The organism is Escherichia sp. HH26CH (assembly GCF_009820205.1).
GTDB classification, from domain to species: Bacteria; Pseudomonadota; Gammaproteobacteria; order Enterobacterales; family Enterobacteriaceae; genus Escherichia; species Escherichia coli_F.
The window spans coordinates 1-20,350 of record NZ_VNXM01000049.1 but is presented as its reverse complement, the minus strand read 5'-3'; the positions used below and the strand labels follow the sequence as shown (position 1 = coordinate 20,350).

The 20,350-nt window shown below is 49.1% G+C and carries 25 protein-coding genes; 12 read left to right on the top strand and 13 right to left on the bottom strand.

Translation table 11 applies throughout. The features are described 5' to 3' along the window. From rplV to gspA, 9 genes are all read right to left on the bottom strand, one after another. Complete coding sequence (gene rplV / locus FQ015_RS16550) at positions 1-333, bottom strand: 50S ribosomal protein L22 (protein WP_000447529.1); 333 nt, start codon at positions 331-333, stop codon at positions 1-3. Positions 334-347: 14 nt separating this feature from the next. Next, positions 348-626 (bottom strand): 30S ribosomal protein S19, encoded by a 279-nt coding sequence (rpsS, locus tag FQ015_RS16545; protein ID WP_001138117.1) that lies wholly within the window; start codon positions 624-626, stop codon positions 348-350. A 16-nt stretch (positions 627-642) separates the two neighbouring features. Beyond that, positions 643-1,464 (bottom strand): 50S ribosomal protein L2, encoded by an 822-nt coding sequence (rplB, locus tag FQ015_RS16540; RefSeq protein WP_000301864.1) that lies wholly within the window; start codon positions 1,462-1,464, stop codon positions 643-645. A gap of 17 nt (positions 1,465-1,481) precedes the next feature. Then, the gene (gene rplW, locus FQ015_RS16535; protein WP_000617544.1) at positions 1,482-1,784 is read right to left on the bottom strand and encodes a 50S ribosomal protein L23; all 303 of its coding nucleotides are present in this window, start codon (positions 1,782-1,784) and stop codon (positions 1,482-1,484) included. Next, on the bottom strand, positions 1,781-2,386 hold the full coding sequence (rplD, locus tag FQ015_RS16530; protein ID WP_000424395.1) for a 50S ribosomal protein L4: 606 nt from the start codon (positions 2,384-2,386) through the stop codon (positions 1,781-1,783). Before rplD ends, rplW begins: the two co-directional genes overlap by 4 nt. 10 nt (positions 2,387-2,396) lie before the next feature. Beyond that, positions 2,397-3,026: a 50S ribosomal protein L3 gene (rplC, locus tag FQ015_RS16525; RefSeq protein ID WP_000579833.1), complete on the bottom strand. Its 630-nt coding sequence runs from the start codon at positions 3,024-3,026 to the stop codon at positions 2,397-2,399. 32 nt (positions 3,027-3,058) lie between these two features. Next, positions 3,059-3,370 carry a 30S ribosomal protein S10 gene (rpsJ, locus tag FQ015_RS16520; protein WP_001181004.1) on the bottom strand — a complete coding sequence of 104 codons (312 nt, stop codon included), beginning with the start codon at positions 3,368-3,370 and terminating at the stop codon, positions 3,059-3,061. Between the two features lie 237 nt (positions 3,371-3,607). Beyond that, positions 3,608-4,027 carry a putative general secretion pathway protein GspB gene (gspB, locus tag FQ015_RS16515; protein ID WP_000461441.1) on the bottom strand — a complete coding sequence of 140 codons (420 nt, stop codon included), beginning with the start codon at positions 4,025-4,027 and terminating at the stop codon, positions 3,608-3,610. A 1-nt stretch (position 4,028) separates the two neighbouring features. Beyond that, positions 4,029-5,498: a type II secretion system protein GspA gene (gene gspA / locus FQ015_RS16510; RefSeq protein ID WP_039021469.1), complete on the bottom strand. Its 1,470-nt coding sequence runs from the start codon at positions 5,496-5,498 to the stop codon at positions 4,029-4,031. Positions 5,499-5,677: 179 nt separating this feature from the next. Here gspA and gspC point away from each other — a divergent pair, with 179 nt between their 5' ends. Genes gspC through gspO form a run of 12 tightly spaced genes read left to right on the top strand, consistent with a single transcriptional unit; the run spans position 5,678 to position 16,320 of the window. Then, the gene (gene gspC / locus FQ015_RS16505) at positions 5,678-6,493 is read left to right on the top strand and encodes a type II secretion system protein GspC (RefSeq protein WP_039021468.1); all 816 of its coding nucleotides are present in this window, start codon (positions 5,678-5,680) and stop codon (positions 6,491-6,493) included. Continuing rightward, positions 6,477-8,429 (top strand): type II secretion system secretin GspD, encoded by a 1,953-nt coding sequence (gspD, locus tag FQ015_RS16500; protein WP_039021467.1) that lies wholly within the window; start codon positions 6,477-6,479, stop codon positions 8,427-8,429. Before gspC ends, gspD begins: the two co-directional genes overlap by 17 nt. Positions 8,430-8,438: 9 nt before the next feature. Continuing rightward, entirely contained in the window at positions 8,439-9,920 is a 1,482-nt protein-coding gene (gspE, locus tag FQ015_RS16495; RefSeq protein WP_160524288.1) for a type II secretion system ATPase GspE, read from the top strand. Next, positions 9,917-11,113, top strand: coding sequence for a type II secretion system inner membrane protein GspF (gene gspF / locus FQ015_RS16490; protein WP_160524287.1), 1,197 nt, complete (start codon positions 9,917-9,919; stop codon positions 11,111-11,113). Before gspE ends, gspF begins: the two co-directional genes overlap by 4 nt. Positions 11,114-11,122: 9 nt before the next feature. Beyond that, a complete protein-coding gene (gene gspG / locus FQ015_RS16485) occupies positions 11,123-11,560 on the top strand; it encodes a type II secretion system major pseudopilin GspG (protein ID WP_001202877.1) in 438 nt (145 codons plus the stop codon). 7 nt (positions 11,561-11,567) lie between these two features. After that, positions 11,568-12,077 (top strand): type II secretion system minor pseudopilin GspH, encoded by a 510-nt coding sequence (gspH, locus tag FQ015_RS16480; protein WP_115739465.1) that lies wholly within the window; start codon positions 11,568-11,570, stop codon positions 12,075-12,077. Further along, positions 12,074-12,451, top strand: a complete 378-nt coding sequence (gspI, locus tag FQ015_RS16475; protein WP_039021463.1) for a type II secretion system minor pseudopilin GspI — start codon at positions 12,074-12,076, stop codon at positions 12,449-12,451. Before gspH ends, gspI begins: the two co-directional genes overlap by 4 nt. Then, positions 12,444-13,031 (top strand): type II secretion system minor pseudopilin GspJ, encoded by a 588-nt coding sequence (gene gspJ, locus FQ015_RS16470; RefSeq protein ID WP_160524286.1) that lies wholly within the window; start codon positions 12,444-12,446, stop codon positions 13,029-13,031. The genes gspI and gspJ overlap by 8 nt, the downstream gene beginning before the upstream one ends. Beyond that, entirely contained in the window at positions 13,024-14,007 is a 984-nt protein-coding gene (gene gspK / locus FQ015_RS16465; protein WP_160524285.1) for a type II secretion system minor pseudopilin GspK, read from the top strand. Before gspJ ends, gspK begins: the two co-directional genes overlap by 8 nt. A 14-nt stretch (positions 14,008-14,021) precedes the next feature. Continuing rightward, positions 14,022-15,185 (top strand): type II secretion system protein GspL, encoded by a 1,164-nt coding sequence (gene gspL, locus FQ015_RS16460; protein WP_160524284.1) that lies wholly within the window; start codon positions 14,022-14,024, stop codon positions 15,183-15,185. After that, positions 15,182-15,643, top strand: coding sequence for a type II secretion system protein GspM (gene gspM / locus FQ015_RS16455; protein ID WP_160524283.1), 462 nt, complete (start codon positions 15,182-15,184; stop codon positions 15,641-15,643). The genes gspL and gspM overlap by 4 nt, the downstream gene beginning before the upstream one ends. After that, positions 15,643-16,320, top strand: a complete 678-nt coding sequence (gene gspO / locus FQ015_RS16450; RefSeq protein WP_160524282.1) for a prepilin peptidase GspO — start codon at positions 15,643-15,645, stop codon at positions 16,318-16,320. Before gspM ends, gspO begins: the two co-directional genes overlap by 1 nt. 28 nt (positions 16,321-16,348) lie before the next feature. Here gspO and bfr read toward each other — a convergent pair whose 3' ends face one another. The 4 genes from bfr to FQ015_RS16430 all read right to left on the bottom strand — a co-directional run. Further along, entirely contained in the window at positions 16,349-16,825 is a 477-nt protein-coding gene (gene bfr / locus FQ015_RS16445) for a bacterioferritin (RefSeq protein ID WP_000675505.1), read from the bottom strand. 71 nt (positions 16,826-16,896) lie between these two features. After that, positions 16,897-17,091, bottom strand: a complete 195-nt coding sequence (gene bfd / locus FQ015_RS16440; protein WP_000289085.1) for a bacterioferritin-associated ferredoxin — start codon at positions 17,089-17,091, stop codon at positions 16,897-16,899. A 168-nt stretch (positions 17,092-17,259) separates the two neighbouring features. Continuing rightward, entirely contained in the window at positions 17,260-19,953 is a 2,694-nt protein-coding gene (gene chiA / locus FQ015_RS16435; RefSeq protein ID WP_115739460.1) for a bifunctional chitinase/lysozyme, read from the bottom strand. A gap of 289 nt (positions 19,954-20,242) precedes the next feature. Next, positions 20,243-20,350, bottom strand: a 108-nt coding sequence (locus FQ015_RS16430; protein ID WP_023228615.1) for an elongation factor Tu, incomplete at its 5' end; no start/stop codon positions are given.

The following is a 20,350-nucleotide window of genomic DNA, read 5'->3' as shown; positions in this document are numbered from 1 at the left end:
TCAGCGATCGGACACAACCACAGTGATGTGGCTGGTGCGCTTCAGGATGCGATCTGCACGACCTTTTGCACGCGGCATAATGCGCTTCATGCTCGGGCCTTCGTCTACGAAAATTTTCGTAACTTTCAGATCGTCAATGTCAGCGCCATCGTTGTGTTCAGCGTTAGCAATGGCAGATTCCAGAACTTTCTTGACCAGTACAGCCGCTTTCTTGTTGGTGTAGGTCAAAATATCCAGAGCCTGCGACACTTTCTTACCGCGAATCAGGTCAGCAACAAGGCGAACCTTCTGAGCAGAAGAACGAGCATGGCGATGTTTAGCGATAGTTTCCATCTCTTCCTCCTACCTTATTTCTTCTTCGCTTTTTTATCAGCAGCGTGGCCGCGATAAGTACGAGTCGGTGCGAATTCACCCAGTTTGTGACCGACCATTTCGTCGGTTACAAATACCGGAACGTGCTGACGACCATTATGGACAGCGATGGTCAAACCGATCATGTTAGGAAAGATCGTTGAACGACGGGACCAAGTGCGCAGGGGCTTCTTGTCTCCGCTTTCCACCGCTTTCTCTACCTTCTTCAGCAAGTGCAGGTCAATAAAAGGACCTTTCTTGAGAGAACGTGGCATGGCTTATCCTCTAAAATTATTTGCTACGGCGACGTACGATGAATTTATCAGTACGCTTGTTGCTGCGGGTCTTCTTACCTTTGGTCTGAACGCCCCACGGAGTTACCGGGTGCTTACCAAAGTTACGACCTTCACCACCACCATGTGGGTGGTCTACCGGGTTCATCGCGGTACCGCGAACGGTCGGACGAACACCACGCCAGCGTGCAGCACCTGCTTTACCCAGAACGCGCAGCATATGCTCAGCATTGCCAACTTCGCCCAGAGTTGCACGGCAGTCTGCTTCTACTTTACGCATTTCACCAGAACGCAGACGCAGGGTGACATAAGCACCATCACGAGCAACGATCTGAACGTAAGTACCAGCGGAACGTGCCAGCTGACCGCCTTTACCTGGTTTCATTTCTACGTTATGAACAGTAGAACCAACCGGGATGTTGCGCATCGGCAGGGTGTTACCTGGTTTGATTGCAGCATCAACGCCAGACTGAATCTGGTCGCCAGCTTTCAGGCCTTTAGGGGCCAGGATGTAACGGCGTTCACCGTCTTTGTACAGAACCAGCGCGATGTTCGCGGAACGGTTCGGATCGTACTCAAGACGTTCAACAACTGCCGGGATACCGTCTTTGTTGCGTTTGAAGTCAACAATACGGTAAGCCTGCTTGTGGCCACCACCGATATGACGAGTGGTGATACGGCCATTGTTGTTACGACCACCGGATTTGCTGTTTTTTTCCAGCAACGGAGCAAAAGGTTTGCCCTTGTGCAGCTCAGGGTTAACCACTTTAACAACGTGGCGACGACCCGGAGATGTCGGTTTACATTTAACAACTGCCATTGTATTACTCCTCCGACTTACTCAGCGCCGCCAACGAAGTCCAGATTCTGGCCTTCTTTCAGGGTGACGTAAGCTTTTTTCCAGTCGCTACGACGACCGATACGCTGTCCGTGACGTTTAACTTTCCCTTTAACTACCAGGGTGTTAACGACTTCGACTTCGACTTCAAACAGTTTCTGCACAGCAGCTTTGATTTCTGCTTTGGTCGCGTCTTTAGCAACTTTGAGTACGATGGTGTTGGATTTTTCCATCGCAGTAGACGCTTTTTCAGAAACGTGCGGTGCACGCAGCACCTTCAGCAGACGTTCTTCACGAATCATGCCAGCATCTCCTCAACTTGCTTAACAGCATCAGCAGTCATTACGACTTTGTCGAAGGCGATCAGGCTAACCGGGTCGATACCAGTTGCATCGCGTACGTCAACCTTGTGCAGGTTGCGCGCAGCCAGGAACAGGTTTTCGTCCAGCTCACCGGTGATGATCAGCACATCTTCCAGAGCCATGTCTTTCAGTTTCTGTGCCAGCAGCTTAGTTTTCGGCGCTTCTACAGAGAACTTCTCGACAACGATCAGACGATCCTGACGTACCAGTTCGGACAGGATGCTTTTCAGCGCGCCGCGGTACATCTTCTTGTTAACTTTTTGACTGTGGTCCTGCGGACGAGCAGCAAAGGTCACGCCACCAGAACGCCAGATCGGGCTCTTGATAGAACCAGAACGCGCACGGCCGGTGCCTTTCTGGCGCCACGGTTTTTTACCGGAACCAGTTACTTCAGCACGAGTCTTCTGAGCACGAGTACCCTGACGAGCACCAGCTGCATAAGCAACAACAACCTGGTGAACCAGCGCTTCGTTGAAATCACGACCGAAGGTAGTTTCGGAAACAGTCAGCGCGCTCTGCGCGTCTTTCAATACTAATTCCATTGCTATCTCCTTACGCCTTCACAGCTGGTTTAACGATCAGGTCGCTACCGGTTGCACCCGGGACAGCACCTTTAACCAGCAGCAGGTTGCGCTCAGCGTCAACGCGTACTACGTCAAGGCTCTGAACGGTTACACGTTCGTTACCCATCTGACCTGCCATTTTCTTGCCTTTGAACACTTTGCCCGGAGTCTGGTTCTGACCGATAGAACCCGGAACGCGGTGAGACAAGGAGTTACCGTGAGTAGCGTCCTGGGTACGGAAGTTCCAGCGCTTAACGGTACCTGCGAAACCTTTACCTTTAGAGGTGCCAGTTACGTCAACTTTTTTAACGTCAGCAAACAGTTCAACGCTAATGCTCTGACCTACAGTGAACTCTTCGCCTTCAGCCAGGCGGAATTCCCACAGACCACGGCCAGCTTCTACGCCAGCTTTAGCGAAGTGGCCAGCTTCAGGCTTGGTCACACGGTTAGCTTTTTTAGCACCGGTGGTTACCTGAATAGCACGGTAGCCATCGTTAGCCAGGTCTTTAACCTGAGTAACGCGGTTTGCTTCAACTTCGATTACGGTTACTGGGATAGAAACGCCGTCTTCTGTGAAGATACGGGTCATACCCACTTTTTTACCGACTAAACCAATCATTGTTTCAACCTCTCAATCGCTCAATGACCTGATTAACCCAGGCTGATCTGCACGTCTACACCGGCAGCCAGATCCAGACGCATCAGAGCATCAACGGTTTTCTCGGTTGGCTCAACGATGTCAACCAGACGCAAGTGAGTACGGATTTCGTACTGATCGCGCGCGTCTTTGTTGACGTGCGGGGAGATCAGAACAGTGAAGCGCTCTTTGCGTGTCGGCAGCGGGATCGGACCACGGACCTGCGCACCAGTGCGCTTGGCAGTCTCGACGATTTCCGCGGTTGCTTGATCGATCAGACGATGATCAAACGCTTTCAGGCGGATACGGATTCTTTGGTTCTGCATGAGACCAGAGCTCCAATTATTTTATAAACGAAAATGATTACTCCTCAGACCCATTACGATTGATGGGAGAGTGTAACCGTTCTTACGTAGCTCCCCGATTGGGAGCATTGTTAGGTAGCCAAATTCGGCTAACTGAGGTTCAGATTGAACCTGCTGTCAACTACGACAAGCCCGCGCATTATACATACTTAACCACCGAACGCAAGCATATTGCTAGTAAAGTAAACAGCTTTGGGGTTATCTCTCAAGTTCGTTCAGCGCATTTTTGACACGCTCTCTTAAACCGGCTTTCTCGTCGCTTTCTTCTACAGTATTTTCTTCGTCTTCAGAAGAAGAGGTGGCATTCTCAACCGCGACGCCTGGGTCATCTTCCTCCTCGACGGATTCGACGACGGGGAGTGGCTGTTTTTTGAAGAAATAGTGTTGTGTTGATTGTTTAAAAGCAGGCGTTTCAGCATCTACTGTGACTTCTGCTTTTACTATCCAAAGCGCCCATAGCTGCCTGGCATACCCACCAACCAACACCATTCCTGCAAACCACAGGCAAATCAGCAATAAACAAATGACATATATTATGGTGCTGTGTTTTTGTCGGGAGAAGATACCAGGGTGACCTGTTTCTTTCTGCTCACGCGCGGCGATATAGAATTCAAACATGTCATTTCCCCTTCACTGTTGTTTCCGGGGAAATATTTGCTTCATCCCGATATAAGTAGGCACTCTCCCCTGCCACCTGCCAGAGATGTACTAACGTTGAAAAGCCAACAACACCGTCAGTTTTCAAGTGGTGGCTTTTTTGAAATTGCTTTATTTTTTCTACCAACAAGGGACGCCACTCTGCCGAAGGTTCTGTCGAAATATGCAATGCGCGGTTTAACATCGTTTCCAGCCAGAGAATCTCTTCCTCGCTGCTATCACGCGTAATGGTACTCTCCCCTTCCGGCGACATTTTCCATAACAGAAGATAATCACCCGTCCATACCGACTCAAACCATTGATGTGTCAGCGTCCAGGTTTGCTGCCCTACGAGGACATCAACGGTAGCATCACCGACGCGAACGACCACAACAGGCAATTTTTTGTCCCCGACTTTAAGCGATGCGATCCAAGGCAAATTCTGATCTACCAATGTTTGTAAAGAAGCATTCCCACTTTTACATGCCAGCCCCGCTCTTACTGCCTGATCGCACCAGGCCGAATCAGCTGGGACCTCGTACCCCCATACGCCGTATAACACGCTTAGCGCCTCACTATCGCGCATCACTACATGAGCAATATCCTTAGTCATATCTTGTTTAACTACTGGCGTTACGGGTACCAGCCACGCAGGAACGGGGAACGGAGCTGTGAAAGAGGACAGCAGTAGCCAACCACAGGTAATAGCGATAATTGTTCCACTCATTACCACGGCAAGCTGCATTTTCCGGGGGCGGTTATCACCCAATACGCGGTAAATCATTCGCCATTGTTTTGCAGTGAAAACGCTGGTCTGCTCGGCTTGCTGTAATAAGCGAATTGTTTCGCCGGCAAGCACCAGCTTTCTGCGATCGCCCCGACATAATAAAGCTATCCGTTTCAGAACTCTGGCGGTTAAAAGGAGATCGGGTTGGTCAATATTCTGACCTTCAAGGATACTAGCCTTAAGTTCGTGCTCCGTCAGAGGTCCTGTCGAGACAAGTTCAATGCGCTGTTTTTTAAAATCTCGTTCGACTTTTCGATCGGGTCTGCCGAGCAGCAAAAATTGACCGTCAGGAATAAGAGATATCGCGCGTTGGAGATCATCAAGTATGCGGCGGTGATTCAGGTGAGCATTTTCAATAATAATAAGAGGGCAGCGACTATCAGTTCGATGAAGCGCATGCAGTAATTGCCCCGTCATCTCATCTCGTGTCCAGGCGCTGTCACGGCAGCCCTGTTCAGCCGCGTTATCGTCGGTAACGATCCATGCGGCCTTACCTTGCCAGGAAACAACGAGGCTTAAAGTAATCACACGGCGATGTTTATCTTTTTGTAGTTGCTGCGCCAGCCAGGTTTTTCCACTTCCAGCCTCACCCAACAAATAGCACAGACGCCAGGTCTGACGTTTCTCACGCAACCAGGAAAGAATAACTTCTCTTCTCGTAGACATAGAACTTCCTGTTTTAATTATTGATTATCCTTAATCATAAAAATAATGTATGTATTTATTAATTAAATACATATTACTAATATAAATAAATTTTGCTTGATTCATGCAAGCGGCATTAATACTATTTATACTAACGTCAATATACAACCCACCCAATCTATTTTATTAGAACATACATCGTGCCCACACTACGCTTCCCCTTCCATCTGGCGAATCATAATAAAGATGCTGCCATCAATATATTGATTATATTTATAAGTATGGGGCTGATTATTTTTAATGTGAATTATTTACATACAACTATAGTTAAAAATGGACAGATCATTAATCAACCAACAAATGCATTTCAGTCTGAGTTCAGCCTTGCCGCTTTATGGCGCAACGAAAATCATGATGGGGTAAAAGATGCTAATCCCGTGGCAGTTAATCTGGAAACACCCAAGCTCTCTATAGCGCTTAATGGAATTGTACTCACATCGAATGATGAGACTTCTTTTGTCTTAATTAATGAGGGGAGCGAACAAAAGCGATACTCCCTCAACGAAGCTCTTGAGTCAGCGCCGAGAACATTTATTAGAAAAATAAATAAAACCAGCGTTGTGTTTGAAACTCACGGGCATTACGAAAAAGTAACTCTCCATCCAGGGCTACCTGACATCATCAAGCAGCCTGATTCGGAAAGTCAAAATGTACTCGCTAATTATATTATCGCCACACCTATACGTGATGGAGAACAGATATACGGTCTTCGATTGAATCCTCGTAAGGGCCTCAATGCATTTACCACCAGCTTGCTGCAACCAGGGGATATCGCCCTCAGGATCAATAATCTTTCGCTGACCCACCCTGATGAGGTTTCACAGGCATTAAGTTTACTGCTAACTCAACAAAGTGCTCAGTTTACAATTCGTCGCAATGGCGTACCCCGCTTGATAAATGTTTCCGTCGGGGAACTTACAGGAATGAATGGACAGAGTGATGAAGGGACTGAATAAAATTACCTGCTGCCTGTTGGCAGCACTACTAATGCCTTGTGCAGGGCATGCCGAGAACGAACAATACGGCGCCAATTTCAATAACGCCGATATCCGCCAGTTTGTAGAAATAGTTAGCCAGCATCTCGGCAAAACGATTCTGATCGATCCCTCGGTACAGGGGACGATATCTGTCCGCAGCAATGATACGTTTAGCCAGCAAGAGTACTATCAATTCTTTTTGAGCATTCTCGATCTTTACGGTTATTCCGTCATCACGCTGGACAATGGTTTCCTGAAAGTGGTGCGCTCTGCCAATGTAAAAACGTCACCAGGAATGATTGCTGACAGTTCTCGTCCTGGCGCTGGTGATGAGTTAGTCACTCGTATCGTACCGCTTGAGAACGTTCCTGCTCGTGATCTTGCCCCTCTGCTTCGCCAAATGATGGATGGCGGCAGCGTCGGCAATGTTGTGCATTATGAACCCTCCAACGTTCTTATTCTGACCGGTCGAGCCTCCACCATTAATAAGCTTATTGAAGTCATCAAGCGTGTTGATGTCATCGGCACAGAGAAGCAGCAAATTATTCATCTGGAGTATGCGTCAGCGGAAGATCTCGCCGAAATTTTGAATCAATTAATCAGCGAAAGCCACGGTAAAAGCCAGATGCCAGCTCTCCTTTCCGCGAAGATTGTGGCAGATAAGCGTACGAACTCACTTATTATCAGCGGGCCGGAAAAGGCACGTCAGCGCATCACCTCATTACTGAAAACACTTGATGTAGAAGAGAGCGAGGAAGGAAATACCCGGGTCTATTATCTGAAATATGCCAAGGCCACGAATCTGGTGGAAGTGTTAACCGGTGTTTCCGAAAAGCTGAAAGATGAAAAAGGGAATGAGCGTAAGCCCTCCTCTTCTGGCGCGATGGATAACGTCGCCATTACCGCCGATGAACAGACCAACTCGTTGGTCATTACCGCTGACCAGTCCGTCCAGGAAAAACTCGCCACGGTAATTGCGCGTCTGGACATTCGCCGTGCACAGGTGCTGGTTGAGGCAATCATCGTTGAAGTTCAGGATGGAAATGGACTTAACCTCGGCGTGCAATGGGCGAATAAAAACGTTGGCGCACAGCAATTTACCAATACCGGATTACCGATTTTTAACGCTGCGCAAGGTGTGGCTGATTATAAAAAGAATGGTGGGATCACCAGCGCGAATCCTGCCTGGGATATGTTTAGCGCCTACAATGGCATGGCCGCAGGCTTCTTCAATGGCGACTGGGGCGTACTGCTTACCGCTCTGGCCAGTAACAATAAAAATGACATCCTCGCCACCCCAAGCATCGTAACGCTGGATAATAAACTCGCGTCCTTCAACGTTGGCCAGGATGTGCCGGTGCTATCCGGGTCACAGACCACTTCAGGCGACAACGTCTTTAATACAGTCGAACGCAAAACGGTGGGGACAAAACTCAAAGTCACTCCGCAGGTCAATGAAGGCGACGCGGTGTTGCTCGAAATAGAGCAGGAAGTCTCCAGCGTTGACTCTTCGTCTAACTCGACGCTCGGCCCGACGTTTAATACCCGTACTATTCAAAACGCCGTGCTGGTTAAAACAGGTGAAACGGTGGTCCTGGGCGGATTGCTGGACGATTTCTCTAAAGAGCAAGTGTCAAAGGTTCCTCTGCTTGGCGATATTCCTTTAGTGGGGCAACTTTTCCGCTATACCTCGACCGAGCGCGCTAAACGCAACCTGATGGTGTTTATCCGCCCGACGATTATTCGTGACGATGATGTTTATCGCTCGCTATCGAAAGAGAAATACACCCGTTACCGCCAGGAGCAACAACAGCGGATCGACGGTAAATCAAAAGCGCTGGTTGGCTCTGAAGATTTGCCTGTGCTGGATGAAAACACGTTCGACAGTCACGCCCCTGCGCCATCGTCACGGTGAGGTATTCTTATGAGAATTCATTCACCATACCCCGCCAGTTGGGCGCTGGCACAACGAATTGGTTATCTGTATTCAGAGGGCGAGATTATTTATCTCGCCGATACGCCATTCGAGCGGTTACTTGATATTCAGCGCCAGGTTGGTCAGTGCCAGACCATGACCAGCTTGTCACAAGCGGATTTTGAAGCCCGGCTGGAAGCGGTATTCCATCAGAATACCGGTGAGTCACAACAGATTGCGCAGGATATTGATCAATCCGTCGATCTTCTCTCGCTTTCGGAAGAGATGCCCGCAAATGAAGATCTCCTGAATGAAGATTCAGCGGCACCGGTTATCCGTTTAATCAACGCCATTTTGAGTGAGGCTATTAAAGAAATGGCCTCCGACATCCACATTGAAACCTATGAAAAAACAATGTCGATCCGTTTTCGCATCGATGGCGTATTGCGAACAATTTTACAGCCAAATAAAAAACTGGCAACGTTGCTTATTTCACGAATTAAGGTCATGGCTCGTCTTGATATCGCCGAAAAACGTATTCCACAGGATGGAAGAATCAGTTTGCGTATCGGGCGACGTAACATAGATGTCCGCGTATCCACACTGCCGTCCATCTATGGTGAACGCGCCGTGCTCCGCCTGCTGGATAAAAACAGCCTCCAGCTTTCATTGAACAACCTGGGGATGACGGCAGCGGATAAGCAGGATTTAGAAAATCTCATTCAGCTTCCGCACGGTATTATCCTGGTGACAGGGCCGACAGGCTCCGGTAAAAGCACCACGTTATACGCCATCCTTTCGGCGCTGAATACTCCCGGCCGCAATATTCTGACGGTAGAAGATCCCGTGGAATATGAGCTGGAAGGCATTGGGCAAACGCAGGTGAATACCCGCGTGGATATGTCTTTCGCTCGCGGCCTGCGCGCCATACTTCGCCAGGACCCGGATGTCGTCATGGTGGGGGAAATTCGTGATACAGAAACCGCGCAGATTGCGGTTCAGGCCTCGCTCACCGGTCATCTGGTGCTCTCAACACTCCACACCAACAGTGCATCAGGCGCGGTAACCCGACTCCGCGACATGGGCGTCGAATCATTCCTGCTTTCGTCTTCAATGGCAGGGATTATCGCGCAACGTCTGGTTCGTCGCCTGTGTCCGCAATGCCGACAATTCACGCCCGTATCACCCCAACAAGCGCAGATGTTTAAATATCATCAGCTCGCGGTGACAGCAATTGGCACTCCCGTAGGCTGCCCTCATTGCCATCAATCCGGCTATCAGGGGCGCATGGCAATCCACGAAATGATGGTGGTGACGCCGGAATTGCGGGCCGCTATTCATGAAAATGTGGATGAACAAACACTGGAGCGACTAGTCCGGCAACAACACAACGCCTTAATCAAAAATGGCCTGCAAAAAGTGATAAGCGGTGACACCTCCTGGGATGAGGTTATGCGCGTCGCCAGTGTCACGCTGGAGAGCGAAGCATGAATTATCGCTATCGCGCCATGACCCAGGATGGTCAAAAATTGCAGGGAGTCATTGATGCTAACGATGAGCGTCAGGCACGGCTGCGGCTGCGCGAAGAAGGGCTTTTCCTGCTGGATATTCGCCCCCAAAAAAGTTCGGGAGTAAAAATACGTCGCCCGAGGATCAGCCATAGTGAACTGACGCTTTTCACCCGGCAGTTGGCAACCTTAAGCGCAGCGGCATTACCCCTGGAAGAGAGCCTTGCCGTGATCGGTCAACAAAGCAGTAATAAACGACTGGCTGACGTGTTAAATCAGGTGCGCAGCGCCATCCTTGAAGGGCATCCCCTTTCAGATGCATTGCAGCATTTTCCCACGCTTTTCGATTCGCTCTATCGTACCCTGGTTAAAGCGGGTGAAAAAAGCGGGCTGCTGGCCCCGGTGTTGGAAAAACTGGCTGATTACAATGAAAATCGGCAGAAAATCCGCAGCAAACTCATTCAGTCACTGATCTATCCCTGCATGCTGACTGCGGTGGCGATTGTGGTCGTGATTATTCTCCTCACTGCTGTCGTGCCTAAAATTACCGAGCAGTTTGTGCATATGAAGCAGCAACTGCCGCTGAGTACACGCATTCTTTTAGGTCTGAGCGACACGTTGCAACGTACCGGCCCGACATTATTAGCCGCAATGTTTATTGTCGCTGTAGGTTTCTGGCTCTGGTTAAAACGCGGCAATAACCGCCACCGTTTTCATGCCATGTTGCTGCGCGTTGCGCTCATCGGCCCGCTGATTTGCGCCATTAACAGCGCACGCTATCTCCGCACTTTAAGTATTTTGCAATCCAGCGGCGTCCCTCTGCTGGATGGGATGAATTTGTCCACCGAAAGCCTCAGCAACCTCGAAATTCGCCAGCGTCTGGCAAATGCGGCAGAAAACGTTCGCCAGGGTAACAGCATTCATCTTTCGCTGGAACAAACCGCAATTTTCCCGCCGATGATGCTCTACATGGTGGCCTCTGGCGAAAAAAGCGGGCAGCTCGGCACGTTAATGGTCAGAGCCGCAGATAACCAGGAGACACTCCAACAAAATCGGATCGCCTTAACGCTCTCCATCTTCGAGCCAGCACTCATTATTACGATGGCACTGATCGTCCTGTTTATTGTTGTCTCGGTACTCCAACCTCTTCTTCAACTTAACTCAATGATTAATTAAGGAAAGTATATGCGCGCAACGGATAAGCAACGCGGTTTTACATTACTGGAAATTATGGTGGTTATTGTCATCATTGGCGTACTTGCCAGCCTGGTGGTTCCCAACCTGATGGGCAATAAAGAAAAGGCAGATAAACAAAAAGCCGTCAGCGATATTGTGGCGCTTGAAAACGCCCTGGATATGTACAAGCTCGACAATCATCGCTATCCAACCACGAATCAGGGGCTTGAATCCTTAGTCGAAGCGCCGACACTGCCACCGCTGGCTGCAAACTATAACAAGGAAGGTTATATCAAACGTCTGCCAGCCGATCCCTGGGGCAATGATTATGTCCTTGTTAATCCTGGTGAACACGGCGCATACGATCTGCTTTCAGCAGGGCCGGACGGTGAAATGGGAACCGAGGACGACATCACCAACTGGGGTCTGAGCAAGAAGAAAAAGTAAGTCAGCGATGAATCAGCAACGCGGGTTTACCCTACTGGAGATGATGCTGGTGCTGGCGCTGGTCGCTATCACGGCAAGTGTGGTGCTCTTCACATATGGTCGGGAGGATGCCGCCAGCACTCGTGCGCGCGAAACAGCGGCGCGGTTTACCGCTGCACTTGAATTAGCCATCGACCGCGCCACGCTCAGTGGTCAGCCTGTCGGTATCCATTTCTCTGATTCAGCCTGGCGCATTATGGTGCCGGGCAAAACACCCTCAGCCTGGCGCTGGGTTCCATTACAAGAAGATGCCGCAGACGAGAGCCAAAATGACTGGGATGAAGAACTCTCAATTCATCTTCAGCCATTTAAACCTGATGACAGCAACCAACCGCAGGTGGTGATTCTGGCCGACGGACAAATCACGCCCTTCTCTTTGTTGATGGCTAACGCCGGGACCGGTGAGCCGCTCCTGACGTTAGTCAGTTCAGGCACATGGCCCCTGGATCAAACGCTCGCCAGAGATACCCGCCCATGAACAAACAATCAGGGATGACACTGCTTGAAGTCTTACTGGCGATGAGTATTTTCACCGCTGTTGCGCTGACTTTAATGAGCAGTATGCAAGGGCAACGAAATGCCATCGAGCGGATGCGTAACGAGACGCTGGCATTGTGGATAGCGGATAACCAGCTTCAGTCACAAGATTCATTCAACGATGAAAACACGTCCAGTTCTGGCAAAGAGTTAATAAATGGCGAAGAGTGGAACTGGCGCAGCGATATCCACTCAAGTAAAGACGGTACGCTTCTGGAACGCACCATAACGGTGACATTACCCAGCGGTCAGACAACCTCGCTTACGCGTTATCAAAGCATCGATAATAAATCCGGGCAGGCACAAGATGATTAATCGCCAGCAGGGTTTCACATTGCTGGAAGTCATGGCGGCGCTGGCGATTTTCTCAATGCTTAGTGTGCTGGCGTTTATGATTTTTTCGCAAGCTTCCGAGTTGCATCAACGCTCACAGAAAGAAATCCAGCAGTTCAATCAGCTACAGCGCACCATCACCATTCTTGATAACGATCTCCTGCAATTGGTCGCCAGGAGGAATCGGAGTACGGACAAGATCATGGTGTTGGGTGAAGAAGCTATTTTTACCACGCAAAGTCGCGATCCGCTGGCTCCTCTCAGTGAAGCACAAACCTTACTCACTGTTCACTGGTATCTGCGAAATCATACGCTCTACCGTGCTGTTCGTACTTCTGTGGATGGCAGGAAGGATCAACCCGCCCAGGCGATGTTGGAGCACGTCGGGAGCTTTCTTCTGGAAAGTAACAGCGGGGAAAGCAAGGAACTTCCTCTCTCAGTCACACTACATCTGCAGACTCAGCAATATGGGGCATTACAGCGTCGTTTTGCATTACCTGAGCAGTTAGCGAGAGAAGAGTCGCCAGCTCAGACGCAGGCCGGGAATAATAACCATGAATAATGAACAACGCGGCGTCGCGCTGCTCATTGTATTGATGCTACTGGCGCTCATGGCTGCTCTGGCAGCAGACATGACGCTCAGTTTTCACAGCCAGCTTCAGCGAACCCGCCAGGTAAACCATCATCTGCAACGGCAATATGATATTGAACTGGCGGAGAAACTTGCGCTTGCCAGCCTCACCCAGGACGTTAAAGATAACGACAGACAGACCACGTTGCAGCAGTACTGGGCACAGCCGCAACAGTTGCAGCTGGAAGATGGCAATACAGTGAAGTGGCAGTTACGCGATGCCCAGCACTGTTTTAATCTCAATGCGTTAGCAAAAATCTCTGACGACCCGCTGGCTTCCCCTGATTTCCCCGCCCAGGTATTCAGTACGCTGCTGATTAACGCCGGTATCGATCGCGGAAACACCGATGAGATCGTGCAATCAATCGCTGACTATATTGATGTCGATGACTCACCACGCTTTCACGGCGCAGAAGATAACTTTTACCAAAGCCAGACGCCGCCCCGGCATAGTGCCAATCAGATGCTTTTTCTGACCGGCGAATTGCGTCAGATAAAAGGCATAACCGAAAACATCTATCAGCGGCTTATCCCGTATGTCTGCGTTCTCCCGACCACGGAACTTAGCATCAATCTTAATATGCTAACGGAGAACGATATTCCGCTCTTTAGAGCGTTATTCCTCAATAACATCACGGATGCTGACGCTCGGGTCTTATTGCAAAAAAGGCCGAGGGAAGGCTGGCTAACCACGGATGCATTTCTTTACTGGGCGCAGCAGGATTTCTCCGGCGTGAAGCCTCTGGTAGCTCAGGTGAAAGGGCATCTCTTTCCCTATAGCCGCTATTTTACGCTGAGTACGGAAAGTATCAGCGACGAACAATCCCAGGGATGGCAAAGCCATATTTTTTTCAACCGTAAACAGCAGAGCGCCCAAATCTATCGGCGTACGCTGCAACTCTACTAATCATAAGGATCGTGATGCCTGAATCGTTGATGGTCATACGTTCTTCCTCGACGCTGCGTAAGCATTGGGAATGGATGACGTTCTCCGCAGATAGCGTATCTTCGGTACATACGCTCACAGACGATCTTCCGCTGGAATCGCTGGCGGATCAGCCCGGTGCCGGAAATGTTCATCTTTTGATCCCACCAGAGGGCCTTTTATATCGTTCCCTCACGCTGCCCAACGCCAAATACAAACTCACCGCACAAACATTGCAATGGCTGGCAGAGGAGACGTTACCCGACAACACCCAGGACTGGCACTGGACGGTTGTCGATAAACAAAACGAAAGTGTCGAGGTGATAGGCATTCAGTTGGAGAAACTCAGTCGTTATCTTGAGCGTTTACATACTGCCGGACTCAACGTAACGCGGGTTTTGCCTGATGGCTGCTATCTTCCCCGGGAAGTAGATAGCTGGACTCTGGTTAACCAGCAAACAAGCTGGCTCATTCGCAGTGCCGCACATGCCTTCAACGAACTGGATGAACACTGGTTACAGCATCTTGCTGCCCAGTTTCCGCCTGAGAATATGCTTTGTTATGGTGTAGCACCTCACGGCATTGCAGCGGCCAATCCACTTATCCAGCATCCTGAAATACCATCACTGAGTTTGTATTCTGCCGATATTGCATTCCAGCGCTATGACATGCTGCATGGTGTTTTTCGTAAACAGAAAACTGTAAGCAAATCGGGAAAATGGCTCACCCGCCTGGCAGTAAGCTGTCTCGTTCTCGCCATTCTTTCTTTTGTTGGCAGCCGGGGCATCGCGCTCTGGCATACGCTTAAGATTGAAGATCAACTTCAGCAACAACAGCAAGAAACCTGGCAACGTTATTTCCCGCAGCTCAAACGCACCCACAACTTTCGTTTTTACTTTAAGCAGCAACTCGCTCAGCAATATCCTGAAGCTGTGCCGTTGCTCTATCATTTACAAACACTTCTGCTGGAACACCCTGAACTGCAGTTAATGGAGGCGAACTATAGCCAGAAGCAAAAGTCGCTGACCTTAAAAATGAGTGCTAAGAGTGAAGCCAATATCGATCGTTTCTGTGAATTAACACAGTCCTGGCTTCCGATGGAAAAAACAGAAAAAGATCCGGTCAGTAGTGTATGGACAGTAAGGAGCTCAGGGAAATGATTAAATCATGGTGGGCAGAAAAATCCACATCGGAAAAACAGCTCGTTGCGGCACTGGCGGTTCTCTCGCTCGGCGTTTTTTGTTGGCTTGGGGTGATAAAACCGATAGATACCTGCATTGCAGAGCATCAATCCCACACGCAAAAAATTAAGAAGGACATCAAATGGATGCAGGATCAAGCGAGCACCCATGGTTTACTCGGTCATCCTGCGCTTACGCAGCCCATCAAAAATATCCTTCTCGAAGAAGCAAAACGTGAGAATTTGGCTATCACGCTGGAAAACGGTCCGGACAATACCCTGACAATTCATCCTGTCACAGCTCCCCTCGAAAACGTCTCCCGCTGGCTCACTACGGCACAGATAACATACGGTATTGTTATTGAAGATCTTCAGTTTACTCTTGCCGGAAACGAAGAGATCACCCTCAAGCATTTGTCCTTCAGGGAGCAACAATAATGACAATGCTACTGCCGCTCTTCATTCTGCTTGGTTTTATGGCAGGTTATTTTGTTAATGCTATGGCCTATCACCTCTCGCCTTTGGAGGATAAAACGGCGTTAACGTTTCGCCAGGTATTGATTCATTTCAGGCAAAAAAAATATGCCTGGCATGATACAGTGCCCCTGATACTTTGCGTTGCTGCTGCTATCGCCTGCGCCCTGGCACCTTTCACGCCCATCGTGACTGGCGCACTCTTTCTCTATTTCTGTTTCGCACTCACGCTCAGTGTTATTGATTTTCGCACTCAACTCCTGCCCGACAAACTCACCTTACCGCTGCTCTGGCTTGGCTTGGTATTTAATGCGCAGTCTGGATTGATTGATTTACATGATGCGGTTTACGGCGCCGTAGCTGGCTATGGGGTGCTGTGGTGTGTTTACTGGGGCGTCTGGTTAGTTTGTCACAAAGAGGGATTGGGCTACGGTGATTTCAAGCTACTGGCCGCTGCAGGCGCGTGGTGTGGTTGGCAAACGTTGCCAATGATACTGCTGATTGCCTCACTGGGTGGCATTGGTTACGCCATCGTTTCACAACTTCTGCAACGCCGGACTATAACCACTATCGCATTCGGCCCGTGGCTTGCGCTCGGCAGCATGATAAACCTGGGGTATCTGGCCTGGATTTCGTATTAACCGGGAGGGTTCTCCCTCCCGACACGGCTCAACTTTCTTCGCGGATCTGTGCTTGCAGATAATTTTGTAGGCCCATCTTCTGAATCAGATCAAGTTCCGTTTCCAGCCAGTCGATATGGCCTTCTTCATCACGCAAAATTTCTATCATCATATCGCGGCTGACGTAATCATGAACGCTATCGGCATAACCAATTGCCTCACGCAAATTCTTCGCGCCATCCAGCTCAAGTGCCAGATCAGAACGTAGCATTTCCTCAACATCTTCACCAATGTTCAGTTTGCCCAGGTCCTGTAAGTTTGGAAGACCTTCCAGAAAAAGAATGCGCTCAATATAACGATCGGCGTGTTTCATCTCATCAATGGATTCATGATACTCCACATCATTGAGACGTTTAAGACCCCAGTTTTTAAACATCCGGGCATGAAGAAAGTACTGATTGATTGCGACAAGCTCATTTCCCAACAGTTTGTTGAGATAATTTATAACTTTAGTATCACCTTTCATTTTTTGACTCCTTCGCTTCCACTCTTTGAAGCGTAGAACGGCTTACGAGTAAGTCAAAAAACACACTCCGTTTATGCGGACTCCTTAAACTCCGGCAACTGCATTAATTCATCCTCCATCACTTCACGCGCGGCCCGGACACATTTACCGCACTGATTACCGACCGGAATAAATTTTTTTAATTGCTGGAACGAGTGGGGGGAAAACTGGCGCACAGCCTGACGAATTTTTTTATCGCTGATACCATTACAAAGACAAACGTACATAGAGACTCCCGTATACTTTCTTCAAAAATAAATGAAAATAGTTCTTATTTCAATTACGGAAAGACTCTTTTTTAAGCAAAGAATAGAAATATGAATAAAAATAATGGGCTACCCAAAGTAGCCCATTGACAAAAAATGCGGCGATACCGGAAGGTATCACCAACACATTTATTGCTTAGTAAACGGCGCGAAGATTTCGCTAAATGCGTACTTCGGTGCCTGTTCTTTAGTCAGACCGTGGAATTCCGGAGACAGGTTAGTGCCGCCCGGCAGGTCGCGCGCGATTGACCAGATACCAACCATACCGAGATTACGCTTCTGCGCATCCTGCATGACCAGACGAGCATCAGAGAGATAGAACACCTCGCCCTGAACGTCGTTCACGCCAACCATCGGCGTGGTACCCATCATAGCGTCAATTTCTGCATCGCTCTTGTTGGGATGGAGGCCTTTCAATTGTGAATGCAGGTTGGCAATCGCAGACGTTGCACACTTACCGTGAATGTTCTGGCCTTCGGTATTTGCAGACTGACAAATCGCGTTACCGTAGTCCATTGTCATCACGTTCACACCCGCCAGCTCAACACCTTTCGCTTTGGCATCGCTCAGGACATTCATCCCTTCCGGCGTCAGGCCAGTCGGTAGAATTGGCAAGGTGTACCAGATAGCAATATCTTTGCCTTCTGACTTCCATTTATCCTGCACTTTCTTCACAGCAAGGTTACGACGTTCAATAGATGCCTGATCCGCAACCCAGGTGCCTTCGATATCGAAGTCCAGGACTCTGAGGTTCAGGTTATCAACGATGTCATAATAATGCTGCATCAGATCGTCTACGTTCTTACAGGAAGCAGCCAGCGGAGCGTTGTTAGCACCACCGATAGACAGCATCACATCGCCGCCAGCCTCACGCAGAGCTTTGATTTTGCTGTACTGAGCGTAATTCTGCATACCATAAGCGGTACCCCATGTCGGCAGACAGGTGTTCGCATCTTTACTCACCACAAACGCCAGCGTGAAGTGGTTGACGTTATGATTCTTAGCCAGCGCAGCCAGATCCGGGATCGTATTCAGCGTAAAGTCAACATACGGTGCATAAACGTGTTTCGGCCACGCTTTCTTCGGCGTACCTACACGTTCTTTGGTTCCGGTCCAGTCAACAAAAACACGCCACGGGTTGTTGTCAGAAGGAGAAACTTTCTGCACTTTACTCTGAGAAATGTAGTTCACACCGTTAAAGCGAATCAGCGTATCGCTGGCATAAAGCGTTTCTGGATTAAACTGCGGCGCATTATTCAGCTCTTCGTTGCTATAGCTCTGAGCCTTACCTAACGGCTTCCACGGGCGGCTATTGCTACCGGTGGCGTTTTGGTTCGCCACCAGAGCAGGGTTGTCACTTTGCGTCCAGAACAGCGCTTCATAAGCCTGCCCATCAACAACAACGCGATCACCTTTCACGTACACAGTGGATGCGGACCATGCTTTCGCCGGTTCATATTTCTTCCACGGGTTATCGCCGCCCGGGACAAAGCCCCATGCGTCTTGATCGACAGAGGTTTTATAATGTGCATCGTTATAATCTACGATGCTGTTCGCGCTGTACGCTTTGCTGGCCTGGAAACCATCCGCAACAATGACGCCGCCATTATCAATTTCACAGGTAGTCGGGTTACCGTACTGACTCAATTCCGCAGCGGTAGCTGTACGCACGAGACGCCATGGGTTATTGGAGTTTTCAGCGCTGGTACCCCGTGGGCAATCTTTAGACCCAACCCACCAGGCATTCTGATAGATATTACCATTGAAGATAACATGGTAAATTTCGCTACCTTCCTGGCCGCTCCACGCTTGCAATGAGTAATCGTTACCGCTATCCGCTGGTGTTGATGGCTCGTTGTTATCCGGGGTTGGGGTCACCGGTGTTTCCGGAGTTGGATCAACCGGAGTCACAGCACCGCCATTATTATCCGGCTTAACGGAACAGGAGCCAGGGTTACCATACTGGCTGACTTCTGTTGCCGTTGCCGCGCGAACATAACGCCATGGGTTGCTGGCATCGTTTTCTTTCGCATCGCCCGGGCAATTTGCCGCGCCTACCCACCAGGCGTTCTTATAAATGCCGCCGTTGTAGATAACGTACCATGTAGAAGAACCTTCCTGACCTTTCCAGGCTACGACAGCATAGTTGTCGTTTGACTTGTCAGCTGGGGCTGGCTGAACATCAGGAGCCGGTTTAACGTCCGGTGCCGGTTTCACATCCGGTGCAGGCTGTGGCGCTGAAGTACAGGACTGTGGATTACTGGTTTCTGAGATTTCCGTTGCCGTAGCGGCACGAACATAACGCCATGGGTTGCTGGCATCATTGCCTTTCGCATCACCCGGGCAGTTAGAAGAGGCTACCCACCAGGCATTTTTATATACCGCACCATTAAAGACGACATACCAGGTCTGACCGCCCTGCTGTTTATTCCAGGCAACTACAGAAGAATTAGACGGAACAGTGCCCTGTGCTGGTGTAGCCGAACCGCCATTAGCCGGCGTATTGGATGCAGGCGTATTTGAATTTGAAGAAGATGAGCTGCCGCTCTTTTCGCAGGAAAGTGTATTTCCAAACTGACTAATTTCTGCAGCTGTTGCGGTACGCTTTAAACGCCACGGGTTAGTTGCATCATTTGCTTTCGCTTTTCCCGGGCAATTTGTAGAAGAAACCCACCAGGCATTTTCATAAATTTTGCCATCGAAAATAACCTGATATTTATTACCACCTTGTTGGTTATTCCATGCTTCCATTGCCAATGCTGGCAGAGCGGAACACACCAGCCCCATACCAATCATAGATTTAGTAAATATATTTAATTTCATTATAATCCTTTGTGACGTAAAAACTGCAAAAAAAGTCCTACACAGGAATTATTTACGTTTTACGAGAACCCTTCAATATGAATTAAATTACGGCATTAAAAATAAGAAAAAAGCCTGACAAAAGAAGCATTTTAAAAACAGAAACATTCATATTTAAGATATTAAATTTAATTTATATTTTAAATATGAATAATTTATTTGTTCTGACAGTACGAATAAGATATGCAGTCAACAAATGCAAAAAGGGCGCCGAAGCGCCCTTTTTAATTCGAAACTAATTAACGTGTAATTAGCCCAGAACTTTAGCAACAACGCCCGCACCAACGGTACGGCCGCCTTCACGGATTGCGAAACGCAGACCGTCGTCCATCGCGATCGGGTGGATCAGGGTAACAAC